At 65.7% G+C, this 15,842-nt stretch carries 16 protein-coding genes and 1 tRNA gene; 12 read left to right on the plus strand and 5 right to left on the minus strand.

Translation table 11 applies throughout. From position 1 onward, the window contains the following. Positions 1-92 precede the first annotated feature (92 nt). The 3 genes from NUV79_RS20015 (at position 93) to NUV79_RS20025 (ending at position 2,785) form a co-directional block, all read left to right on the plus strand. The gene (locus NUV79_RS20015; protein WP_257734826.1) at positions 93-359 is read left to right on the plus strand and encodes a hypothetical protein; all 267 of its coding nucleotides are present in this window, start codon (positions 93-95) and stop codon (positions 357-359) included. 162 nt (positions 360-521) lie between these two features. Next, positions 522-1,913, plus strand: coding sequence for a polysaccharide biosynthesis protein (locus NUV79_RS20020; protein ID WP_257734827.1), 1,392 nt, complete (start codon positions 522-524; stop codon positions 1,911-1,913). Further along, positions 1,910-2,785 (plus strand): glycosyltransferase family 2 protein, encoded by an 876-nt coding sequence (locus NUV79_RS20025; protein WP_257734828.1) that lies wholly within the window; start codon positions 1,910-1,912, stop codon positions 2,783-2,785. The genes NUV79_RS20020 and NUV79_RS20025 overlap by 4 nt, the downstream gene beginning before the upstream one ends. 6 nt (positions 2,786-2,791) lie before the next feature. Here NUV79_RS20025 and NUV79_RS20030 read toward each other — a convergent pair whose 3' ends face one another. The 3 genes from NUV79_RS20030 to NUV79_RS20040 form a co-directional block, all read right to left on the minus strand. After that, positions 2,792-3,895, minus strand: coding sequence for a glycosyltransferase family 4 protein (locus tag NUV79_RS20030; protein WP_257734829.1), 1,104 nt, complete (start codon positions 3,893-3,895; stop codon positions 2,792-2,794). Positions 3,896-4,092: 197 nt separating this feature from the next. Then, entirely contained in the window at positions 4,093-5,502 is a 1,410-nt protein-coding gene (glnA, locus tag NUV79_RS20035) for a type I glutamate--ammonia ligase (RefSeq protein WP_257734830.1), read from the minus strand. Positions 5,503-5,600: 98 nt separating this feature from the next. Further along, positions 5,601-5,939, minus strand: a complete 339-nt coding sequence (locus tag NUV79_RS20040) for a P-II family nitrogen regulator (RefSeq protein ID WP_257734831.1) — start codon at positions 5,937-5,939, stop codon at positions 5,601-5,603. 279 nt (positions 5,940-6,218) lie between these two features. On the opposite strand from NUV79_RS20040, the gene NUV79_RS20045 reads away from it, so the two are divergent. Further along, positions 6,219-7,754, plus strand: coding sequence for an NAD(P)H-hydrate dehydratase (locus tag NUV79_RS20045; RefSeq protein ID WP_257734832.1), 1,536 nt, complete (start codon positions 6,219-6,221; stop codon positions 7,752-7,754). A 79-nt stretch (positions 7,755-7,833) separates the two neighbouring features. On the opposite strand, the gene NUV79_RS20050 is transcribed toward NUV79_RS20045, so the two are convergent. Beyond that, complete coding sequence (locus NUV79_RS20050) at positions 7,834-8,391, minus strand: PRC-barrel domain-containing protein (protein ID WP_257734833.1); 558 nt, start codon at positions 8,389-8,391, stop codon at positions 7,834-7,836. Between the two features lie 271 nt (positions 8,392-8,662). Here NUV79_RS20050 and NUV79_RS20055 point away from each other — a divergent pair, with 271 nt between their 5' ends. Continuing rightward, complete coding sequence (locus tag NUV79_RS20055) at positions 8,663-8,866, plus strand: hypothetical protein (protein ID WP_257734834.1); 204 nt, start codon at positions 8,663-8,665, stop codon at positions 8,864-8,866. Between the two features lie 20 nt (positions 8,867-8,886). On the opposite strand, the gene NUV79_RS20060 is transcribed toward NUV79_RS20055, so the two are convergent. Further along, entirely contained in the window at positions 8,887-9,054 is a 168-nt protein-coding gene (locus NUV79_RS20060) for a hypothetical protein (RefSeq protein ID WP_156407096.1), read from the minus strand. Positions 9,055-9,286: 232 nt separating this feature from the next. Here NUV79_RS20060 and NUV79_RS20065 point away from each other — a divergent pair, with 232 nt between their 5' ends. From NUV79_RS20065 to lpdA, 7 genes are all read left to right on the plus strand, one after another. Continuing rightward, positions 9,287-9,565, plus strand: a complete 279-nt coding sequence (locus NUV79_RS20065) for a hypothetical protein (RefSeq protein ID WP_257734835.1) — start codon at positions 9,287-9,289, stop codon at positions 9,563-9,565. An 89-nt stretch (positions 9,566-9,654) separates the two neighbouring features. Then, positions 9,655-9,729, plus strand: a tRNA-Lys gene (locus NUV79_RS20070). A gap of 157 nt (positions 9,730-9,886) precedes the next feature. Beyond that, complete coding sequence (locus NUV79_RS20075) at positions 9,887-10,129, plus strand: FtsB family cell division protein (RefSeq protein WP_257734836.1); 243 nt, start codon at positions 9,887-9,889, stop codon at positions 10,127-10,129. Positions 10,130-10,403: 274 nt separating this feature from the next. Then, a complete protein-coding gene (gene pdhA / locus NUV79_RS20080) occupies positions 10,404-11,501 on the plus strand; it encodes a pyruvate dehydrogenase (acetyl-transferring) E1 component subunit alpha (protein WP_257734837.1) in 1,098 nt (365 codons plus the stop codon). A 58-nt stretch (positions 11,502-11,559) separates the two neighbouring features. Then, positions 11,560-12,960, plus strand: coding sequence for a pyruvate dehydrogenase complex E1 component subunit beta (locus NUV79_RS20085; protein WP_257734838.1), 1,401 nt, complete (start codon positions 11,560-11,562; stop codon positions 12,958-12,960). Positions 12,961-12,974: 14 nt separating this feature from the next. Continuing rightward, the gene (locus NUV79_RS20090) at positions 12,975-14,339 is read left to right on the plus strand and encodes a pyruvate dehydrogenase complex dihydrolipoamide acetyltransferase (RefSeq protein WP_257734839.1); all 1,365 of its coding nucleotides are present in this window, start codon (positions 12,975-12,977) and stop codon (positions 14,337-14,339) included. Between the two features lie 17 nt (positions 14,340-14,356). Beyond that, entirely contained in the window at positions 14,357-15,796 is a 1,440-nt protein-coding gene (gene lpdA, locus NUV79_RS20095) for a dihydrolipoyl dehydrogenase (RefSeq protein WP_257734840.1), read from the plus strand. Positions 15,797-15,842 lie beyond the last annotated feature (46 nt).

Raw genomic sequence — 15,842 nt, forward strand, 5'->3', positions numbered from 1 at the left:
AGTTTGCGTTCCCGTCACATCCCTGTCGTCGGCATGGGCAAGAGCGAGGTGGAACCGGCCCATTCAGTCCACGTTAACCATCGGTGTCGAGGATGATGAATACGGTCAGGCCTATGCGGATTTCCGCAATGCGCTATGATCGGCCTAAAGGGGAGAAGGCCGTGGCGTCGCGTCAGTCTGTGCCGGTTGCGGGTATCGCGGGCTTGCAGCGTACTGCACGCCTCGCCGGCGAATCCTTCGGTCATGAGGATGTCATCGGCAGGCCGCTTTCCGCCGCTGACCCACACGCCTCACGCTGGCTCTGGTGGCTGGCTGCGGTCGCGGCATCGGCTGGCCTCGCGGTTCTGCACTTCTCCTGAGAACCGCCCTCGCATAGCGCGGAAATATCAACCTTTTTGCCCTAGGCCTGTGGTCGGAGGGTAATGGGATGCGCCGCCTCGTCATCACGGTTTCCGGTTCGGCCGATAGCGGCACGCCGCTGCTTGCCGCGCCCGGGACGCTCTGAGCGGAGCATCGCACCGGTGGGCCAGATCGCCGCTCTCGGAGCCTATGTCTACCAGGCCGCGCTCGCGCTCGGGCTGCTGCTGCTTGTCTCGCGCATCCTGCCGGCGCAGGACTTCACGCATTACTCGCTGTTCATCACGATCAGCCAGTTCGGCAGCATCGCCGCCTTCGAATGGCTGCGCTTTTCCTGCAGCCGCTTCTATCCGGGCACAGACGAAACGGCCCAGCGCTCGGTGATCCTGTATTCCTTCATGGTCTGCGCGGTGCTCTGCCTGCTGGCTGGTGGCGGCGTTTTCGCGTCCGGCGCAGCTTCCATCGGCATCGCCATCGGCGGAGCACTGGTCGCGGTGTTCCAGGGCGGTTCCGAGCTACATCTGACCATGCTGCGCTTCCGGCAGAATTTCCGGCTGTTCTCCATCCTCCAGGCTGCGCGCGCTTCATTTCTGGCCGTCGGAACGATCTGCGGGGCGCTTCTCGATCCCACGCTGGCCGGCGCCGTGTCGGGCATGCTGGGCGCTTACCTCGCCTATGCCGCGCTGGCGCGCCTTCTGGCGGGCTCGCTTGCCGAGGGATTGCAGCGGCCGCAACGCCACCTGCTCGCCAAGCACCTGACCTATGGCGGTGTCTCGGCCGGGGCATCCGTCGCCGGCATCCTGGCGCCGCTCGGGCTCAAGGCCTTCCTGACCGCCGTGATCGGAGCGCATGGTGCGGCCGGCGCCTTGCTCGCACTTGATCTCTTGCAGCGTCCCTTCGTCATGGTGGTCTCGGCGCTCCAGGCCATCCGCTATCCGGAGATCGTCGCGACCTATGACCGCGAGCCCGGCACGGCCACGTTCCGCGGGCGGCTCGGCGAGTACTACGCCCAGCTGGCGAGTTGCTCGCTCGTCACTGCGGCGGGGATCCTGTGCCTGCTGGCGCCTGCAGCGGCCTGGCTGGTCAAGGCGGAACTGCGCGAAACCTTCCTGCTCGCGAGCCCGGCAGTGACCATCCTCGCGCTGCTGAGAGCCTGGGTCCAGACCTTGCTGCCGACCCCGGCGCATCTGAAACAGCGCCTGCGACCGATCATCGGGCTGGCTCTTGCCGATGCCGTCCTGCTCAATCTCGGTGCCGTCATGGGCTGGTACCTGTCCGGCGGCGCACTGGTCGGGCTTCTCTTTGGCAGCGTGGCCGGAGCGGCCGCTTCAGCTATCGTGGGGGCGCCGCTCTTCCTGTCGATGCCCTTCCGCTGGCATGCACTCACGCTTGTGAGCGCCCTGGCCGCCCTTGTCATCGCTGCGCTCGCCAATGGCAGCACTCCCCAGACATCCCTGCCGATCTCGCTGGCGGTTTTGCTGCTTTGCATCCCGCCGGCCGTCGCGACCCTCGGCTCGCTGCTCCAGCGTCGCGGCGTTTCACCGGAGGCTTCATGAAGATCGCCATCGGCATCGCGACCGCGGGGCGCCGCGATGTCCTCTCCGCAACGCTCGCCCATCTCGTCGAACAGAGCCGCCTACCAGATGCCGTCATCGTCTGCCCGGCGGAGGCAGTAGATTTCGACGAAACCGCCGCCGCGCACCTGTCCTTGCCCATCCGCCGCGTCGAGGGGCGGCGCGGCAGCTGCGGCCAGCGCAACGCGATCCTGGCTACGGCCGAGGACGCCGATCTCATCATCTTCCTCGACGACGACTTCATGCCGGCACGAGATTTCGTGGCAGAGGCGGAGGCGCTGTTCGGGGACAGGCCGGAGATCGTTGCAGCTACCGGTACGGTTCTCGCCGACGGGATCCACGGGCCCGGCATCAGCGCCGATGAAGCGCGCAACATCCTGGCCGCCGACAAGGGCGAGCCGAAGGCGACATGGCCGGTCTACAATGCCTATGGCTGCAACATGCTGGTGCGGATGGCGGCGGTTCATGCCGTGGCGGCGCGCTTCGACGAGAACCTGCCGCTCTATGGTTGGCAGGAGGATGTCGATTTCTGTCGTCAATTGGCGGGGCAGGGCGAGATCGTCCACAGCACGGCGCTGAGGGGGGTTCATCTCGGCAGCAAGCGCGGTCGGACATCGGGCCTGCGCTTCGGCTACTCCCAGATCGCCAACCCGATCTACCTCTGGCGCAAGGGGAATATGACGCTGCACAAGGCGCTGCGCCTGATGATCGGCAATGTCGCGGCCAATCTCGTCGGCAGCCTGCGCGAGCAGCCCTATGTCGACCGCCGTGGCCGCTTGAAGGGCAATGGCATCGCGCTGGTCGATCTGATGCGGGCGCGGCTGAATCCGCAGCGCATCCTGTCGTTCAAATAGGCGCCGTCAGCGCCGCGGCGCGGCCATCTCCGACAGGGTCGCGAGAAGCGTCTCGGCGCTCTTGTCCCAGGAGAAGCGCGCCAGATTGGCGCGGCCTTTCCCGGCCAGCCCCAGTGCGTCGCCATCAGCATCCATGACCCGCAGCATCGCCTCTTCGAGGCTGGCGCGATCGCGCGGATCGAAATAGAGCGCCGCTTCGCCGCAGGCCTCGCGCACCGCCGGGATATCCGCGGCCAGAACCGGGCAGCCCTGCGTCATCGCCTCCAGCGGTGGAATGCCGAAACCTTCATAGAGGCTGGGAAAGACGAAGGCGCGCGCGTGACGTTCGAGCGCGACGATCTCGGCATCGCTCAGGCGCCCGGTGAAGATCAGGTTCTCGGCGCTGGCGGGGGCATCCGCCTTGAACACGCCGCTCTTGTCGAGCGCACCGGCGATGACGAGCTTCCAACGGCGATCGCCGAGCGCGTCGAAGGCCCGGATCGCGAAGTCGACGTTCTTGTTGGGCTTCAGCGTGCCCAGCATGAAGAAGAAATTCGTACCTTCCAGCCCCAGCCGCTGCAGCACGGTTTCGTCCGGCGTCACCCCGGAGAAATGGTCCGTGGCGTTGTAGAGCACCGGGACAGTCTCCGGCGCGACACCGAAGACCGTGCCGAGTTCGCCACGCGAGAAGTTGGAAACGGTCGCGATCCGCGCCGTGCGCGTCAGCCCGAAGCCGAGGAGCTTGTGCGTGGCCCGATAGGAGGCGCTGAAGGCTTCCGGGTGCCGGAAAATGGTGACGTCGTGGATCACGACGAGCTGCCGGCGATGCAGCAGCGGCCCGCTGCCGCCGAAGCCGACGAGGGTGTCTCCTGCAGCCCGGTGCGCGAGCGAGGTCTGTTCCCAGAGATGGCCGGAGAACGGGCCGAAGCGCTCCACGGCGATATGCTGGAATTCCCGGGTTTCCGGAACGTCCTGCGGCGCGAGGAGGCGCCATTGGGCCCGCCTGAGCGCCTCGGGAGCCGCACCCGCGCCGATCCGCCGGTCGAGTGCCTTCGTCATCTCGAGGGCAAATCGCTGCACGCCGGTCAGCGGCTGGCCGAGAAAGCGGCCGTTGATCGAGATCGTCTGCAAGTCCGGGGCACCGCTGTTCGGCAATGGTCGCCAGAACCTGCCCGATCACGCGTGAAGGTCGCGTTACCTGATACCGGAACGGCGTGCGATGCCGAACGCTTCGCCCGATGCGCGCGCGAAAAAGCCGGGGCGTTGCCGCCCCGGCCTGGTGTCTCCCGGGAATGTCGGCCGCCGCCTGCGCAGCCGGCCAGCCATCCTCAGTACGAGTAGTACATCGCGAACTCGACCGGGTGCGGCGTCATCTCGAAGCGCGCCACATCCTGCATCTTGAGCTCGATATAGCTGTCGATGAAGTCGTCATTGAAGACGCCGCCGGCCTTGAGATAGGCGTTGTCCTTCTTGAGCGCTTCCAGCGCCTCGCGCAGCGAGCCGCAGACCGTCGGAATCTTCTTCAGCTCGCGCGGCGGCAGGTCGTAGAGATCCTTGTCCATGGCCGGGCCCGGATCGATCTTGTTCACGATGCCGTCGAGGCCGGCCATCAGCATGGCCGCGAAGGCGAGATAGGGGTTCGCCATCGGATCGGGGAAGCGGACCTCGACGCGCTTGGCCTTCGGCGAGGTCGTCCACGGAATACGGCAGGAGGCCGAGCGGTTGCGCGCCGAATAGGCGAGCAGCACCGGAGCCTCATAGCCCGGGACCAGGCGCTTGTAGGAGTTGGTCGAGGGGTTGGTGAAGGCGTTCAGCGACTTGGCATGCTTGATGATGCCGCCGATGTACCAAAGGCACTCCTGCGACAGGTCGGCATACTTGTTGCCCGCGAAGACCGGCTTGCCGTTCTTCCAGATCGACTGGTGGACGTGCATGCCCGAGCCGTTGTCGCCATAGATCGGCTTCGGCATGAAGGTCGCGGTCTTGCCGTAGCTCTGGGCCACGTTGTGGATCGCGTACTTGTAGATCTGCATCAGGTCGGCGGTGTGCACGAGCGTGTCGAACTTCATGCCGAGCTCATGCTGGGCCGAGGCGACCTCGTGGTGGTGCTTCTCGACGACCACGCCCATCGACTGCATCGCGGCCAGCATCTCGCCGCGCATGTCCTGCGCCGAATCCTGCGGCGGAACGGGGAAATAGCCACCCTTGGTGGCGATGCGGTGGCCGAGATTGCCGCCCTCGTAGTCGGAGTAGCCGTTGGTCGGCAGCTCGACGTTATCGAGCTTGAAGGCGGTGTGGTACGGATCGGCGGCGATCTTGACGTCGTCGAAGACGAAGAACTCGGCCTCGGGGCCGACATAGACGGTGTCGCCGATACCGGTCGACTTCAGATAGGCCTCGGCCTTCTTGGCGATGCCGCGCGGATCGCGGCCATAGGGCTCGCCGGTGCCCGGCTCGAGCACGTCGCAGTTGATGACCATGGTCGGAGCCGAGAAGAACGGGTCCATCGTGGCGGTCGTCGGATCCGGCATCAGCAGCATGTCGGACTCGTTGATGGCCTTCCAGCCGGCGATCGAGGAGCCGTCGAACATCGTGCCCTCGGCGAAGATGTCCTCGTCGATCATGCCGACGTCGAAGGTCACGTGCTGCCACTTGCCGCGCGGGTCGGTGAAGCGGAAGTCGACATACTTGACGTCGTTGTCCTTGATCGCCTTCAGGACATCCTTGGCGCTTTTCATTTCAGCATTCCTCTTGCCAGCAGTTATTCAATTTCACGCTGCCGCGACCGGCTCCAATCCGGCCGGCGGCTCGTTGTCCAATGATCGGGGAGACGATCTCAGATCGCGTCCGCGCCGGTCTCGCCGGTACGGATGCGGATCACCCCCTCGATGGTCGATACAAAAATCTTGCCATCTCCGATGCGGCCCGTCTGGGCGGCCTTCATGATCGCTTCGATGGCGCGGTCCAGCATCTCGTCGGCGAGCACGATCTCGATCTTCACCTTCGGCAGGAAGTCGACGACGTATTCGGCGCCGCGATAAAGCTCGGTATGGCCCTTCTGGCGGCCGAAGCCCTTGGCTTCCAGTACCGTGATGCCCTGCAGCCCGACCTCCTGGAGCGCCTCCTTCACCTCGTCCAGCTTGAAGGGCTTGATGATCGCCTCGATCTTCTTCATGCGCCGACCGGCCTCCTTTGCATCTCGGGCTCCGGCTCGGGCCGGAACGTGGCTGGCAGCGCCATCCAGAGTGGGATCAAGCCCCGCTCTGTAGGACGATTGCAACCTTGCTTTTGCTCATAGCATTGGCGCCGACGCCCCGCCATGCGGCACCGCCCGCGAACGCGCCTCGTGGAAAGGCAATAAACAGCACAAAAAATATGCATCTGCATATCTGTTGATCATAAGCGACATTCCACCGCAACTTGCGGGATCGCCAGCCCCGCCGGAAGATGCGGCATGGACGATACCGACGACAATATCAGGGGCAAGGCGGAGCTTGCCCTGCTGACCACGGAGCAGATGGCGACGGCCGATCGCATCGCGATCGCGCAGGGCGCGCCGGGCATCGAGCTGATGGAGCGCGCGGGCCACGCGGTAGCCGACGCCGTTCTCGACCGGGCAGGGGCGGGAAGCGTCGTGACGCTCCTATGCGGCCCCGGAAACAATGGCGGCGACGGCTTTGTCGCGGCGCGCCTCCTGCGCCAGAGCGGCCTGACGGCCCGTGTGGTCGCACCGGGCGGCGCGGGCGGCTTCGTCGGGGATGCGGCCATCGCGCTGGAGCGCTGGGCAGGCGCAATCGAACCGCTGGACGCGTTCCATGACCAGCGAAGCGACATCATGGTCGATGCGCTGTTCGGGGCCGGGCTGAAGCGCCCGCTCTCGGGCGCCTTCGCCGAGGCGGCGAAGCTCCTCAACGAGGCCGCTTGCCCCGTCATCGCGGTCGATATCCCAAGTGGTGTGTCGGGCGATACTGGCCTTGCCGAAGGTGTCGCGGTTAGAGCGGACGAGACCGTCACCTTCTTTCGGCTGAAGCCCGGTCATCTGCTCCAGCCGGGCAGGGCGCTTTGCGGCCGCGTGCGGCTCGCCGATATCGGCATTCCCGCCGACGCAGCCCTCACGGAGATCGGATCGACGGCCTTTCGCAATGATCCCGCGCTCTGGCGGCAGACCTTGCCGCGTCATGGTGCCGATACGCACAAGTTCCGGCGTGGTGCGGTCGCTGTCCTCGCCGGCGGCGTGTCGGGTGTCGGCGCGCCGCGACTCGGTGCGCGCGCGGCACTTCGGGTTGGAGCCGGGCTCGCGACGATCCTCTGCGAGCCGGAGGCCTTGCCCATCCATGCTGCACGCGGACCGGACGCCTTGATGCAGCGGGGCCTATCCGACCGGCAGGCCTTGGAGGCGTTTCTCGATGACCGCCGGACCGCGTCCATCCTGGCCGGCCCGGCTCTCGGCCTCGACAGGCGAGCTGAGGATCTGATCCGGGCCGTGATCGATTGCGACCGTCCAGCCGTCTTCGACGCCGATGCGCTGACCCTGCTCGCCGGCCTCCCTGGTGACGGCTCACGCAGTATCCAGAGCCGCAAGGGCTCGGCCGCAACGGTGCTGACGCCGCATGAGGGTGAATTCCAGCGCCTGTTCGGCAAGGACACCCTCGTTGCCGGAGAACCTTCCAAGCTGGAGCGCGCGCGGAAGGCTGCCGCGACTTGTGGCGCCGTGATCGTCTACAAGGGCGCCGACACGGTCATCGCCGCACCGGACGGGCGTGCCGCGCTCAATGTCACGGGATCGGCGGCTCTGGCGACGGCCGGATCGGGCGACGTGCTGGGCGGGCTGGTTGCGGGCCTCCTGGCACAAGGCATGCCCGCGTTCGAGGCAAGCTGCGCTGCCGTCTGGCTGCATGGGCTCGCCGGCGAAAGGCTCGGCATGGGCCTGATCGCGGACGATCTGCCCGAGGCGATCCCGCAGTTGCTCCGGGAGCTTGCCGTAGCCTGAGCCCGCTCACGAAAAGCCCGCCCCGTTTTCACGAGGCGGGCCTGCTCATTCACATCATGGCATCGCTGCCGATGACGGCTCAGGTGCCGGAATAGGTCACGCTCGGCGCGGACTTCAGCTGATCCTTGGTCAGCGTGATCTTGCCGTGATCCGGATACATGGCCGGCGCCTTCGGAGCGGCTGCGGCAGCCGGCGGGGACGCCATGCCGCCACCCGCGCCGCCGGCGCTACCGGACGAAGCGGGCGCAGGGGCCGGAGCCGGCGGGGCGATCGGCTGGTCGCTCCAGGTCACCTGGTCGAACGGGATCGCGACATCCTTGGAGCCGATGCCGAGGAAGCCGCCGACGCCGATCGTCACCATCTCGACCTTGCCGGTCTTGTCGACGATCACCTCGGTGACGTCGCCGACCTTCTTGTCGTCCGGGCCGTAGACATCGACGCCGATCAGCTTGCTTGTACGCCACTTGCCCTGGCCGGCGAGATTGGTTTCAGCCGGCGAGCTGGCGCTCGACTGCGTCGCCGCAGGGGCAGCCGGAGCGGACGAGGGCGGCGTCGGGGCGCTGGTTTGGGCCATGGCCGCGGTCGCGAGCATCGCGACGCCGACGGTGGACAGCATGAAACGATGATTCCTGATCATGTCTTCCTCCAGAGTGTTCCGCTGCGAAGCGGGTTGAACAGACAACAAACGGAAGGCGATTTTGTTCAGGTCGGCGTTGAATGATTTTCAGCTCTGAAAAAAAATGCATTTTGGAAAAGGTCATGAGTGACCATTGACCTTATGGCTTAACGTGACGACCTTGACGACATCGGCACATTTGCTTGACGGCCGAAGCTGTGGTCGAATACCGCACTCATGGAAACGTCGCAGCTGCGACACTGTTCCAGCCTCGGGACTGAGAGGTGCGTCGATGTCGCAAACCCCGATCGCGCTGACCCTCGATGAGCGCACGCTGGCCGCGCTCGATCGGCATATCGAACTTCATCGGCAGGGGCGTTCGCGCGCCGATGTCATCGCGGAGATCCTTTCCGTCTGGGCTGCGAGCCCGGAGCACACCGCGGCACCCGATGAAGGACTACGCCCCGAAGAGCTCAACGCAAGCAACGATTCCTGAGACGGAGAGCGGGCCGCCCGTCAGTCGTCGGCGTCGTCACGCCGTAGCTCGAAAGCCAGCATGGCCTCGGCGAGAGCGTGCAGCTCGCGCTCTTTCTCGGCGCCATCCGGCATCGCATTCAATTCCTCGACCCGTTGCTGCGCGCGGTCATAGTCTTCCTCGGTGTGGATCACGATGGGCAGCTTCACGGCGTTGGTCTCCTGTGACGTTCGGGCGGCTGGCAGCATCGATCCGAACGCCGCCTGACGTGGCGAGTTCCAGCGCACTCCCACGATATTGGGGCGCGCAGCCGGTTTCACAAACGCTTTTCTCTGGCTTGTCGCCCTGCGGCACGGCAACGTGAGCTTAAGCCTTCGGCAAGGCGGGGCCGCCATGATGGCCGCTTTCCGGCACGATACAGGGCGCCGAAAGGGCAGGTGGATGCGTGGCTTTCTGATTCCCGCTGGCTTGGCCGCAGCGATGATCGCTGCTGCTGGCGGGCCTGCATCCGCGTTCTGGCAGCGTTCGCAGGTCTCGGCCTGCTCGGATGCCACGACCGATGCGGAGCGCCAGCGCCTGCGCTGCTGGGAGCTCAAAGCCTATGCCGATCCGGGCTGGCCCGCGCTTGGGGCGGGCGGCGGCGCTTATCTCATGCCTGCGCCGGCAGCCCGGCACGGACGAGGATACAAGGGTGGCGGCGTGACCCGGCGGCTCGGCTGAAAGATGTGAGGAAGCGGGAGGCCCTTAGCCAATCCGCACGGAACGAGTTGACCGGCGCCGCTCGGCTCCGTATGTCAGCGGCCCGGTGAGGGCGGGTAGCTCAGTGGTAGAGCACGTGACTTTTAATCATGTGGTCGTGGGTTCGATCCCCACCCCGCTCACCACCGCAGGCCGCCGCTCTGCTGCGATCTCCCGCCTGCTTTCTTAAGCTCCGTTAACCAGCCGGAAACCAAACCGCCCTAGCGTTCCGGCATGGTTATTCGCCGCGGCCTTCGCTCGATCTTCGTGACATTGGCTCTCTACCTCGTGTCGGGAGCGGCGGTGGCCTATTTCATGTTCCACGCTCAGCACGGCGCGCGCGGCCTCGAGGCACGCGGCGCGATCCGGGAATCGCTGCGCGACCTGGAGGGCGAACTCGCCACTCTCACGACCGAGCGCAAATCCTGGGAACAGAGGCTCGCCCTGGTGCGCAGCGAAGCCGTCGATCGCGATCTCCTTGAAGAGAATGCCCGTGCGATCCTCGGCCGGACCCACAAGAACGACGTCGTCATCATGGGGCGCTGAGCAGGCGCAGCCGGCATCGTCAGGGCGGCGAACGGCAATCCGTTTGATCGCTTCGGCGTCGCGGTCCTCAGACGAGCGAGTTCCATCTTTCGATCCGGGCGTTCCAGAACCTGCGACGCTTAGTTCCGGACGTATCGATTAACTGAAATCCGGTTTATGCTTCCGGTTCCTTTCTTTTCAACAACTTAGACCATGCTGCATTGCGAGATAGCGTGCTCGCCAAGGTTTTTTTGATCCTCTACAACAATAGTCGGATGACCTTGGAGGACCGCCTATGGCTGTTGCTGCGCGTAAGTCGAAAGCTCCCGCTCAACCCAAAGCCGCCGCGAAGCCGGCGAAGGCCCGTTCGGGCAAGGACGGCGCCGGTAAGGTCGAAGGAGCCCTCAGCAACACCCCGACCTTCACCAAGGACGAAGATCTCCACGCCTATCGCGAGATGCTGCTGATCCGGCGTTTCGAGGAGAAGGCCGGTCAGATGTACGGCATGGGCCTGATCGGCGGCTTCTGCCACCTCTATATCGGCCAGGAAGCCGTCGTCATTGGCATGCAGATGGCCTCCAAGGATGGCGACCAGGTCATTACCGGCTATCGCGACCACGGCCATATGCTGGCCTGCGGCATGGAATCGCGCGGCGTGATGGCGGAATTGACCGGCCGGCGCGGCGGCTATTCGCGCGGCAAGGGCGGCTCGATGCACATGTTCAGCCGCGAGAAGAACTTCTATGGCGGCCACGGCATCGTCGGCGCGCAGGTATCTCTCGGCACCGGCCTCGCCTTCGCCGATTGGTATCGCGACGACAAGACGGTCTCGATGACCTATTTCGGCGATGGCGCGGCCAACCAGGGCCAGGTCTACGAGAGCTTCAACATGGCCCAACTCTGGAAGCTGCCGGTCGTGTTCGTCATCGAGAACAACCGTTATGCCATGGGCACGGCTGTCAGCCGCGCTTCCGCCCAGACCGATTTCTCCCGCCGCGGTGTCTCCTTCGGCATCCCGGGCGAGCAGGTCGATGGCATGGATGTCCGCGCCGTGCGCGAGGCAGCGGCCCGCGCGATCGAGCATGCCCGCTCCGGGAAGGGCCCGTACATCCTGGAGATGCAGACCTATCGCTATCGCGGGCATTCGATGTCCGACCCGGCGAAGTATCGCTCCAAGGACGAGGTCCAGCGCATGCGCGAGGAGCACGATCCGATCGAGCAGGTTCGCGCCCGTCTGGTTCGCGATTTCAAGATCGGCGAGGACGAGCTCAAGGCGATCGACGCCAAGGTGCGCGAGATCGTCAACGACGCCGCCGAGTTCGCGACCCATGATCCCGAGCCGGATCCGTCGGAGCTCTACACCGACATCCTGCTGGAAGCCCCGCGGAGCTGATCGCTCCGCGCCTGCCGGCCTTCATCCTTTCCCCGCGTCTTAGAATCCGGGTGCGTTCATGCCGATCGACATTCTCATGCCTGCGCTTTCTCCCACCATGGAGGAAGGAAAACTGGCCAAGTGGCTGAAGAAAGAGGGCGATCAGGTCAAGGCCGGCGATATCATCGCCGAGATCGAGACCGATAAGGCGACCATGGAGGTCGAGGCGGTCGACGAGGGCGTGCTCGCCAAGATCCTCGTCGCCGACGGCACCGAGAACGTCGCGGTAAACACGCCGATCGGCGTGATCGCCGCCGAGGGTGAGGATGTCTCGGCCGCGGCCAGCGGTGGCGGCAAGGCTGCGGCGCCCGAAGCCAAGGCCGCGCCTGCGCCGGCTCCCGCTGCGGAGGCCGCTCCGGCTGCCGCGGCCCCGGCCGCCAGCGTTCCCGCTCAGGCCAAGGCCTATGACGCCTCCTCGGAATTCCCGGCCGGAGCTGAGATCGTCAGCACCACGGTCCGCGAAGCTCTGCGCGACGCGATGGCCGAGGAGATGCGCCGCGACAAGGACGTCTTCGTCATGGGCGAGGAGGTCGCCGAATACCAGGGCGCCTACAAGGTCACTCAGGGCCTGCTGCAGGAATTCGGGCCGAAGCGCGTGATCGACACCCCGATCACCGAGCATGGCTTCGCCGGCATCGGCGTCGGCGCGGCTCTGTCCGGCCTGAAGCCGATCGTCGAGTTCATGACCTTCAACTTTGCCATGCAGGCGATCGACCACATCATCAACTCGGCCGCCAAGACGCTCTACATGTCCGGCGGCCAGATGGGCGCGCCGATCGTGTTCCGTGGTCCCAACGGCGCGGCCGCCCGCGTCGGCGCCCAGCACAGCCATGACTATGCGGCGTGGTACTCGAACGTGCCGGGCCTCAAGGTGGTGATGCCCTACAGCGCCTCCGACGCGAAGGGCCTGCTGAAGAGCGCGATCCGCGATCCGAACCCGGTGATCTTCCTCGAGAACGAGATCATGTACGGCAAGTCCTTCGACGTGCCGAAGGGCGACGACTTCCTGATCCCGATCGGCAAGGCGAAGGTGGTGCGTCCGGGCACGGATGTGACGATCGTCTCCTTCGGCATCGGCATGACCTATGCGCTCGGCGCCGCCGAGGCGCTGGCCAAGGAAGGCATCGAGGCCGAGGTCATCGATCTCCGCACGATCCGCCCGATGGATATCGAGACGGTCATCGCCTCGGTGCAGAAGACCAATCGCTGCGTCGCGGTCGAGGAGGGCTTCCCGCAGTCCGGCGTCACCGCCGAGATCGGCATGAAGATCATGGAGGTGGCCTTCGACTATCTCGATGCGCCCGTCGCCCGCGTCACCGGCAAGGACGTGCCGATGCCCTATGCGGCGAACCTCGAGAAGCTCGCGCTTCCGAATATCGGCGAGGTCGTCGCGGCGGCCAAGGCCGTCTGCTATCGCTGAGAGGGGGCTGACCGATGCCGACGAACATCCTGATGCCCGCGCTCTCTCCGACGATGGAGAAGGGCAACCTCGCCAAGTGGCTGAAGAAGGAAGGTGACACGATCAAGTCCGGTGACATCATCGCCGAGATCGAGACCGACAAGGCCACGATGGAGGTCGAGGCGGTTGACGAGGGCGTGCTCGCCAAGATCGTGGTGCCGGAAGGCACCGCCGATGTCGCGGTCAACGAGATCATCGGCGTGATCGCCGGCGAGGGCGAGGACGCCAAGAGCGTCTCCGCGCCGGCTGCCGGTGGCGCTGCGCCTGCCAAGAGCGACGCGCCGAAGGCTGAGGCTCCCAAGGCGGGCGCCGCAGACACCGACAGCGGTCATGTGACCGGCAACGGCAAGCCGCTCCAGCCGCAGTCGTTCGTTGCCGCGAGCGGGAATGCTTCACGCGCTTTCGCCTCGCCGCTCGCCCGCCGTATCGCGAAGGACGCCGGGCTCGACCTCAATGCGATCAAGGGCTCCGGCCCGCATGGCCGCATCGTCGAGAAGGATGTCGAGGCCGCCAAGGCGGGCGGCGGTGCCAAGGCTGCCCCGGCCGCGGCTGCCGCCGGGGCTCCGGCCGCCAAGCCTGCGGCTGCGCCGCTCGCGAGCGGTCCCTCCGACGAACAGGTCAAGAAGCTGTTCGAGCCGGGCTCTTACGAGGAAGTCCCGCATGACGGCATGCGCAAGACGATCGCGCGCCGCCTGACCGAGGCCAAGCAGACGGTTCCGCATTTCTACGTCACCGTGGATTGCGAGCTCGACGCGCTCTTGAAGCTGCGCGGGGAGCTCAACGCCGCGGCGCCGGAGAAGGACGGCAAGCCGGCCTACAAGCTCTCGGTCAACGACATGGTGATCAAGGCGCTGGCGCTCGCGCTCAAGGCCGTGCCGGATGCCAACGTGTCCTGGACCGACAACACCATGCTCAAGCACAAGCATGCCGATGTCGGCGTCGCCGTCTCGATCCCCGGCGGCTTGATCACGCCGATCATCCGCGATGCCTGCCACAAGAGCCTGTCGCAGATCTCCAACGAGATGAAGGACATGGCGGCGCGCGCCAAGGCCCGCAAGCTGAAGCCCGAGGAGTATCAGGGCGGCACCACGGCAGTCTCCAATCTCGGCATGTTCGGGGTCAAGGACTTCGCCGCGATCGTCAATCCGCCGCATGCGACGATCCTGGCGGTCGGCGCCGGCGAGCAGCGCGTCATCGTCAAGGGCGGCCAGCCGGCCGTCGCGACGGTGATGTCGGTGACGCTCTCGACCGATCACCGCGCCGTCGACGGCGCGCTCGGCGCCGAGCTTCTCGCGGCCTTCAAGGGCTATATCGAAAAGCCCCTGGCGATGCTGGTCTGAGCGGCGGGAGAGAAACCATGGCTGACTACGACATCATCGTCATCGGCTCCGGTCCCGGCGGCTATATCGCTGCGATCCGGGCGGCGCAGCTCGGCTTCAGGACCGCGATCGTCGAGCGCGAGCATCTCGCCGGCATCTGCTCGAACTGGGGCTGCATCCCGACCAAGGCGCTGCTGCGCTCGGCCGAGATCCTGCATTACGGCCAGCACGCCAAGGATTACGGCCTGACGCTGGAAGGCTCGTTCAAGGCCGATCTGGACGCCATCGTGAAGCGTTCGCGCGGCATCGCCGCGCGGATGAACAACGGCGTCCAGTTCCTGATGAAGAAGAACAAGGTCGACGTGATCTGGGGCGAGGCCAAGCTGACCAAGCCCGGCACCATCACCGTCGCGCCGACCAAGAAGCCGGCGATGCAGCCGCAGACGCCGCCGCCCAAGAACGCCAAGGGCGAGGGCACCTATACCGCCGACCACATCATCGTCGCGACCGGCGCCCGGCCGCGCGCGCTGCCCGGCATCGAGCCGGACGGCAAGCTGATCTGGACCTATTTCGAGTCGATGGTGCCCGCGAAGATGCCGAAATCGCTGCTCGTCATGGGCTCCGGCGCCATCGGCATCGAGTTCGCCTCGTTCTACCGGACGATGGGTGTCGAGGTGACTGTCGTCGAGGTGCTGCCGCAGGTCGTTCCCGTGGAGGATGCCGAGATCGGCGCCTTCGCGCGAAAAGCCTTCGAGAAGCAGGGCATGAAGATCCTGACCGGCGCCAAGGTGACGAAGGTCGAGAAGGGTGCCGACTCCGTCACTGCCCATGTCGATGACGAGAAGGGCGGCAAGCAGACGATCACGGCGGATCGGATGATCTCGGCGGTCGGCGTCGTCGGCAATATCGAGAATCTCGGGCTCGAGACGCTCGGCGTGAAGACCGATCGCGGCTGCATCGTCATCGACGATTTCTGCCGGACCAACGTCAAGGGCGTCTATGCGATCGGCGACGTCGCCGGCCCGCCGATGCTGGCCCACAAGGCCGAGCATGAGGCGGTGATCTGCGTCGAGGCGATCAAGGGCCTGCATCCGCACCCGATGGACAAGCTGATGATCCCGGGCTGCACCTATTGCCATCCGCAGATCGCCAGCGTCGGCCTGACCGAGGCGAAGGCCAAGGCTGCCGGCCACGAGATCAAGGTTGGCCGCTTCAACTTCGTCGCCAACGGCAAGGCCGTGGCGCTCGGCGAGGATAGCGGCATGGCCAAGACGATCTTCGACGCCAAGACCGGCAAGCTGCTCGGCGCCCATCTCGTCGGCCCGGAAGTGACCGAGCTGATCCAGGGCTTCGTCGTCGCCATGAACCTGGAGACGACCGAGGAAGAGCTGATGCACACGATCTTCCCGCATCCGACCCTGTCGGAGGTGATGAAGGAGAGCGTGCTCGACGCCTACGGCAAGGTCCTGAACGCCTGAGGCATAAGACGATGACGGAGAGCCTGCGGAGCCGGCTCTCCGCAGG

The organism is Allobosea sp. 47.2.35 (assembly GCF_024655635.1).
In the GTDB taxonomy this organism is placed as follows: domain Bacteria; phylum Pseudomonadota; class Alphaproteobacteria; order Rhizobiales; family Beijerinckiaceae; genus Allobosea.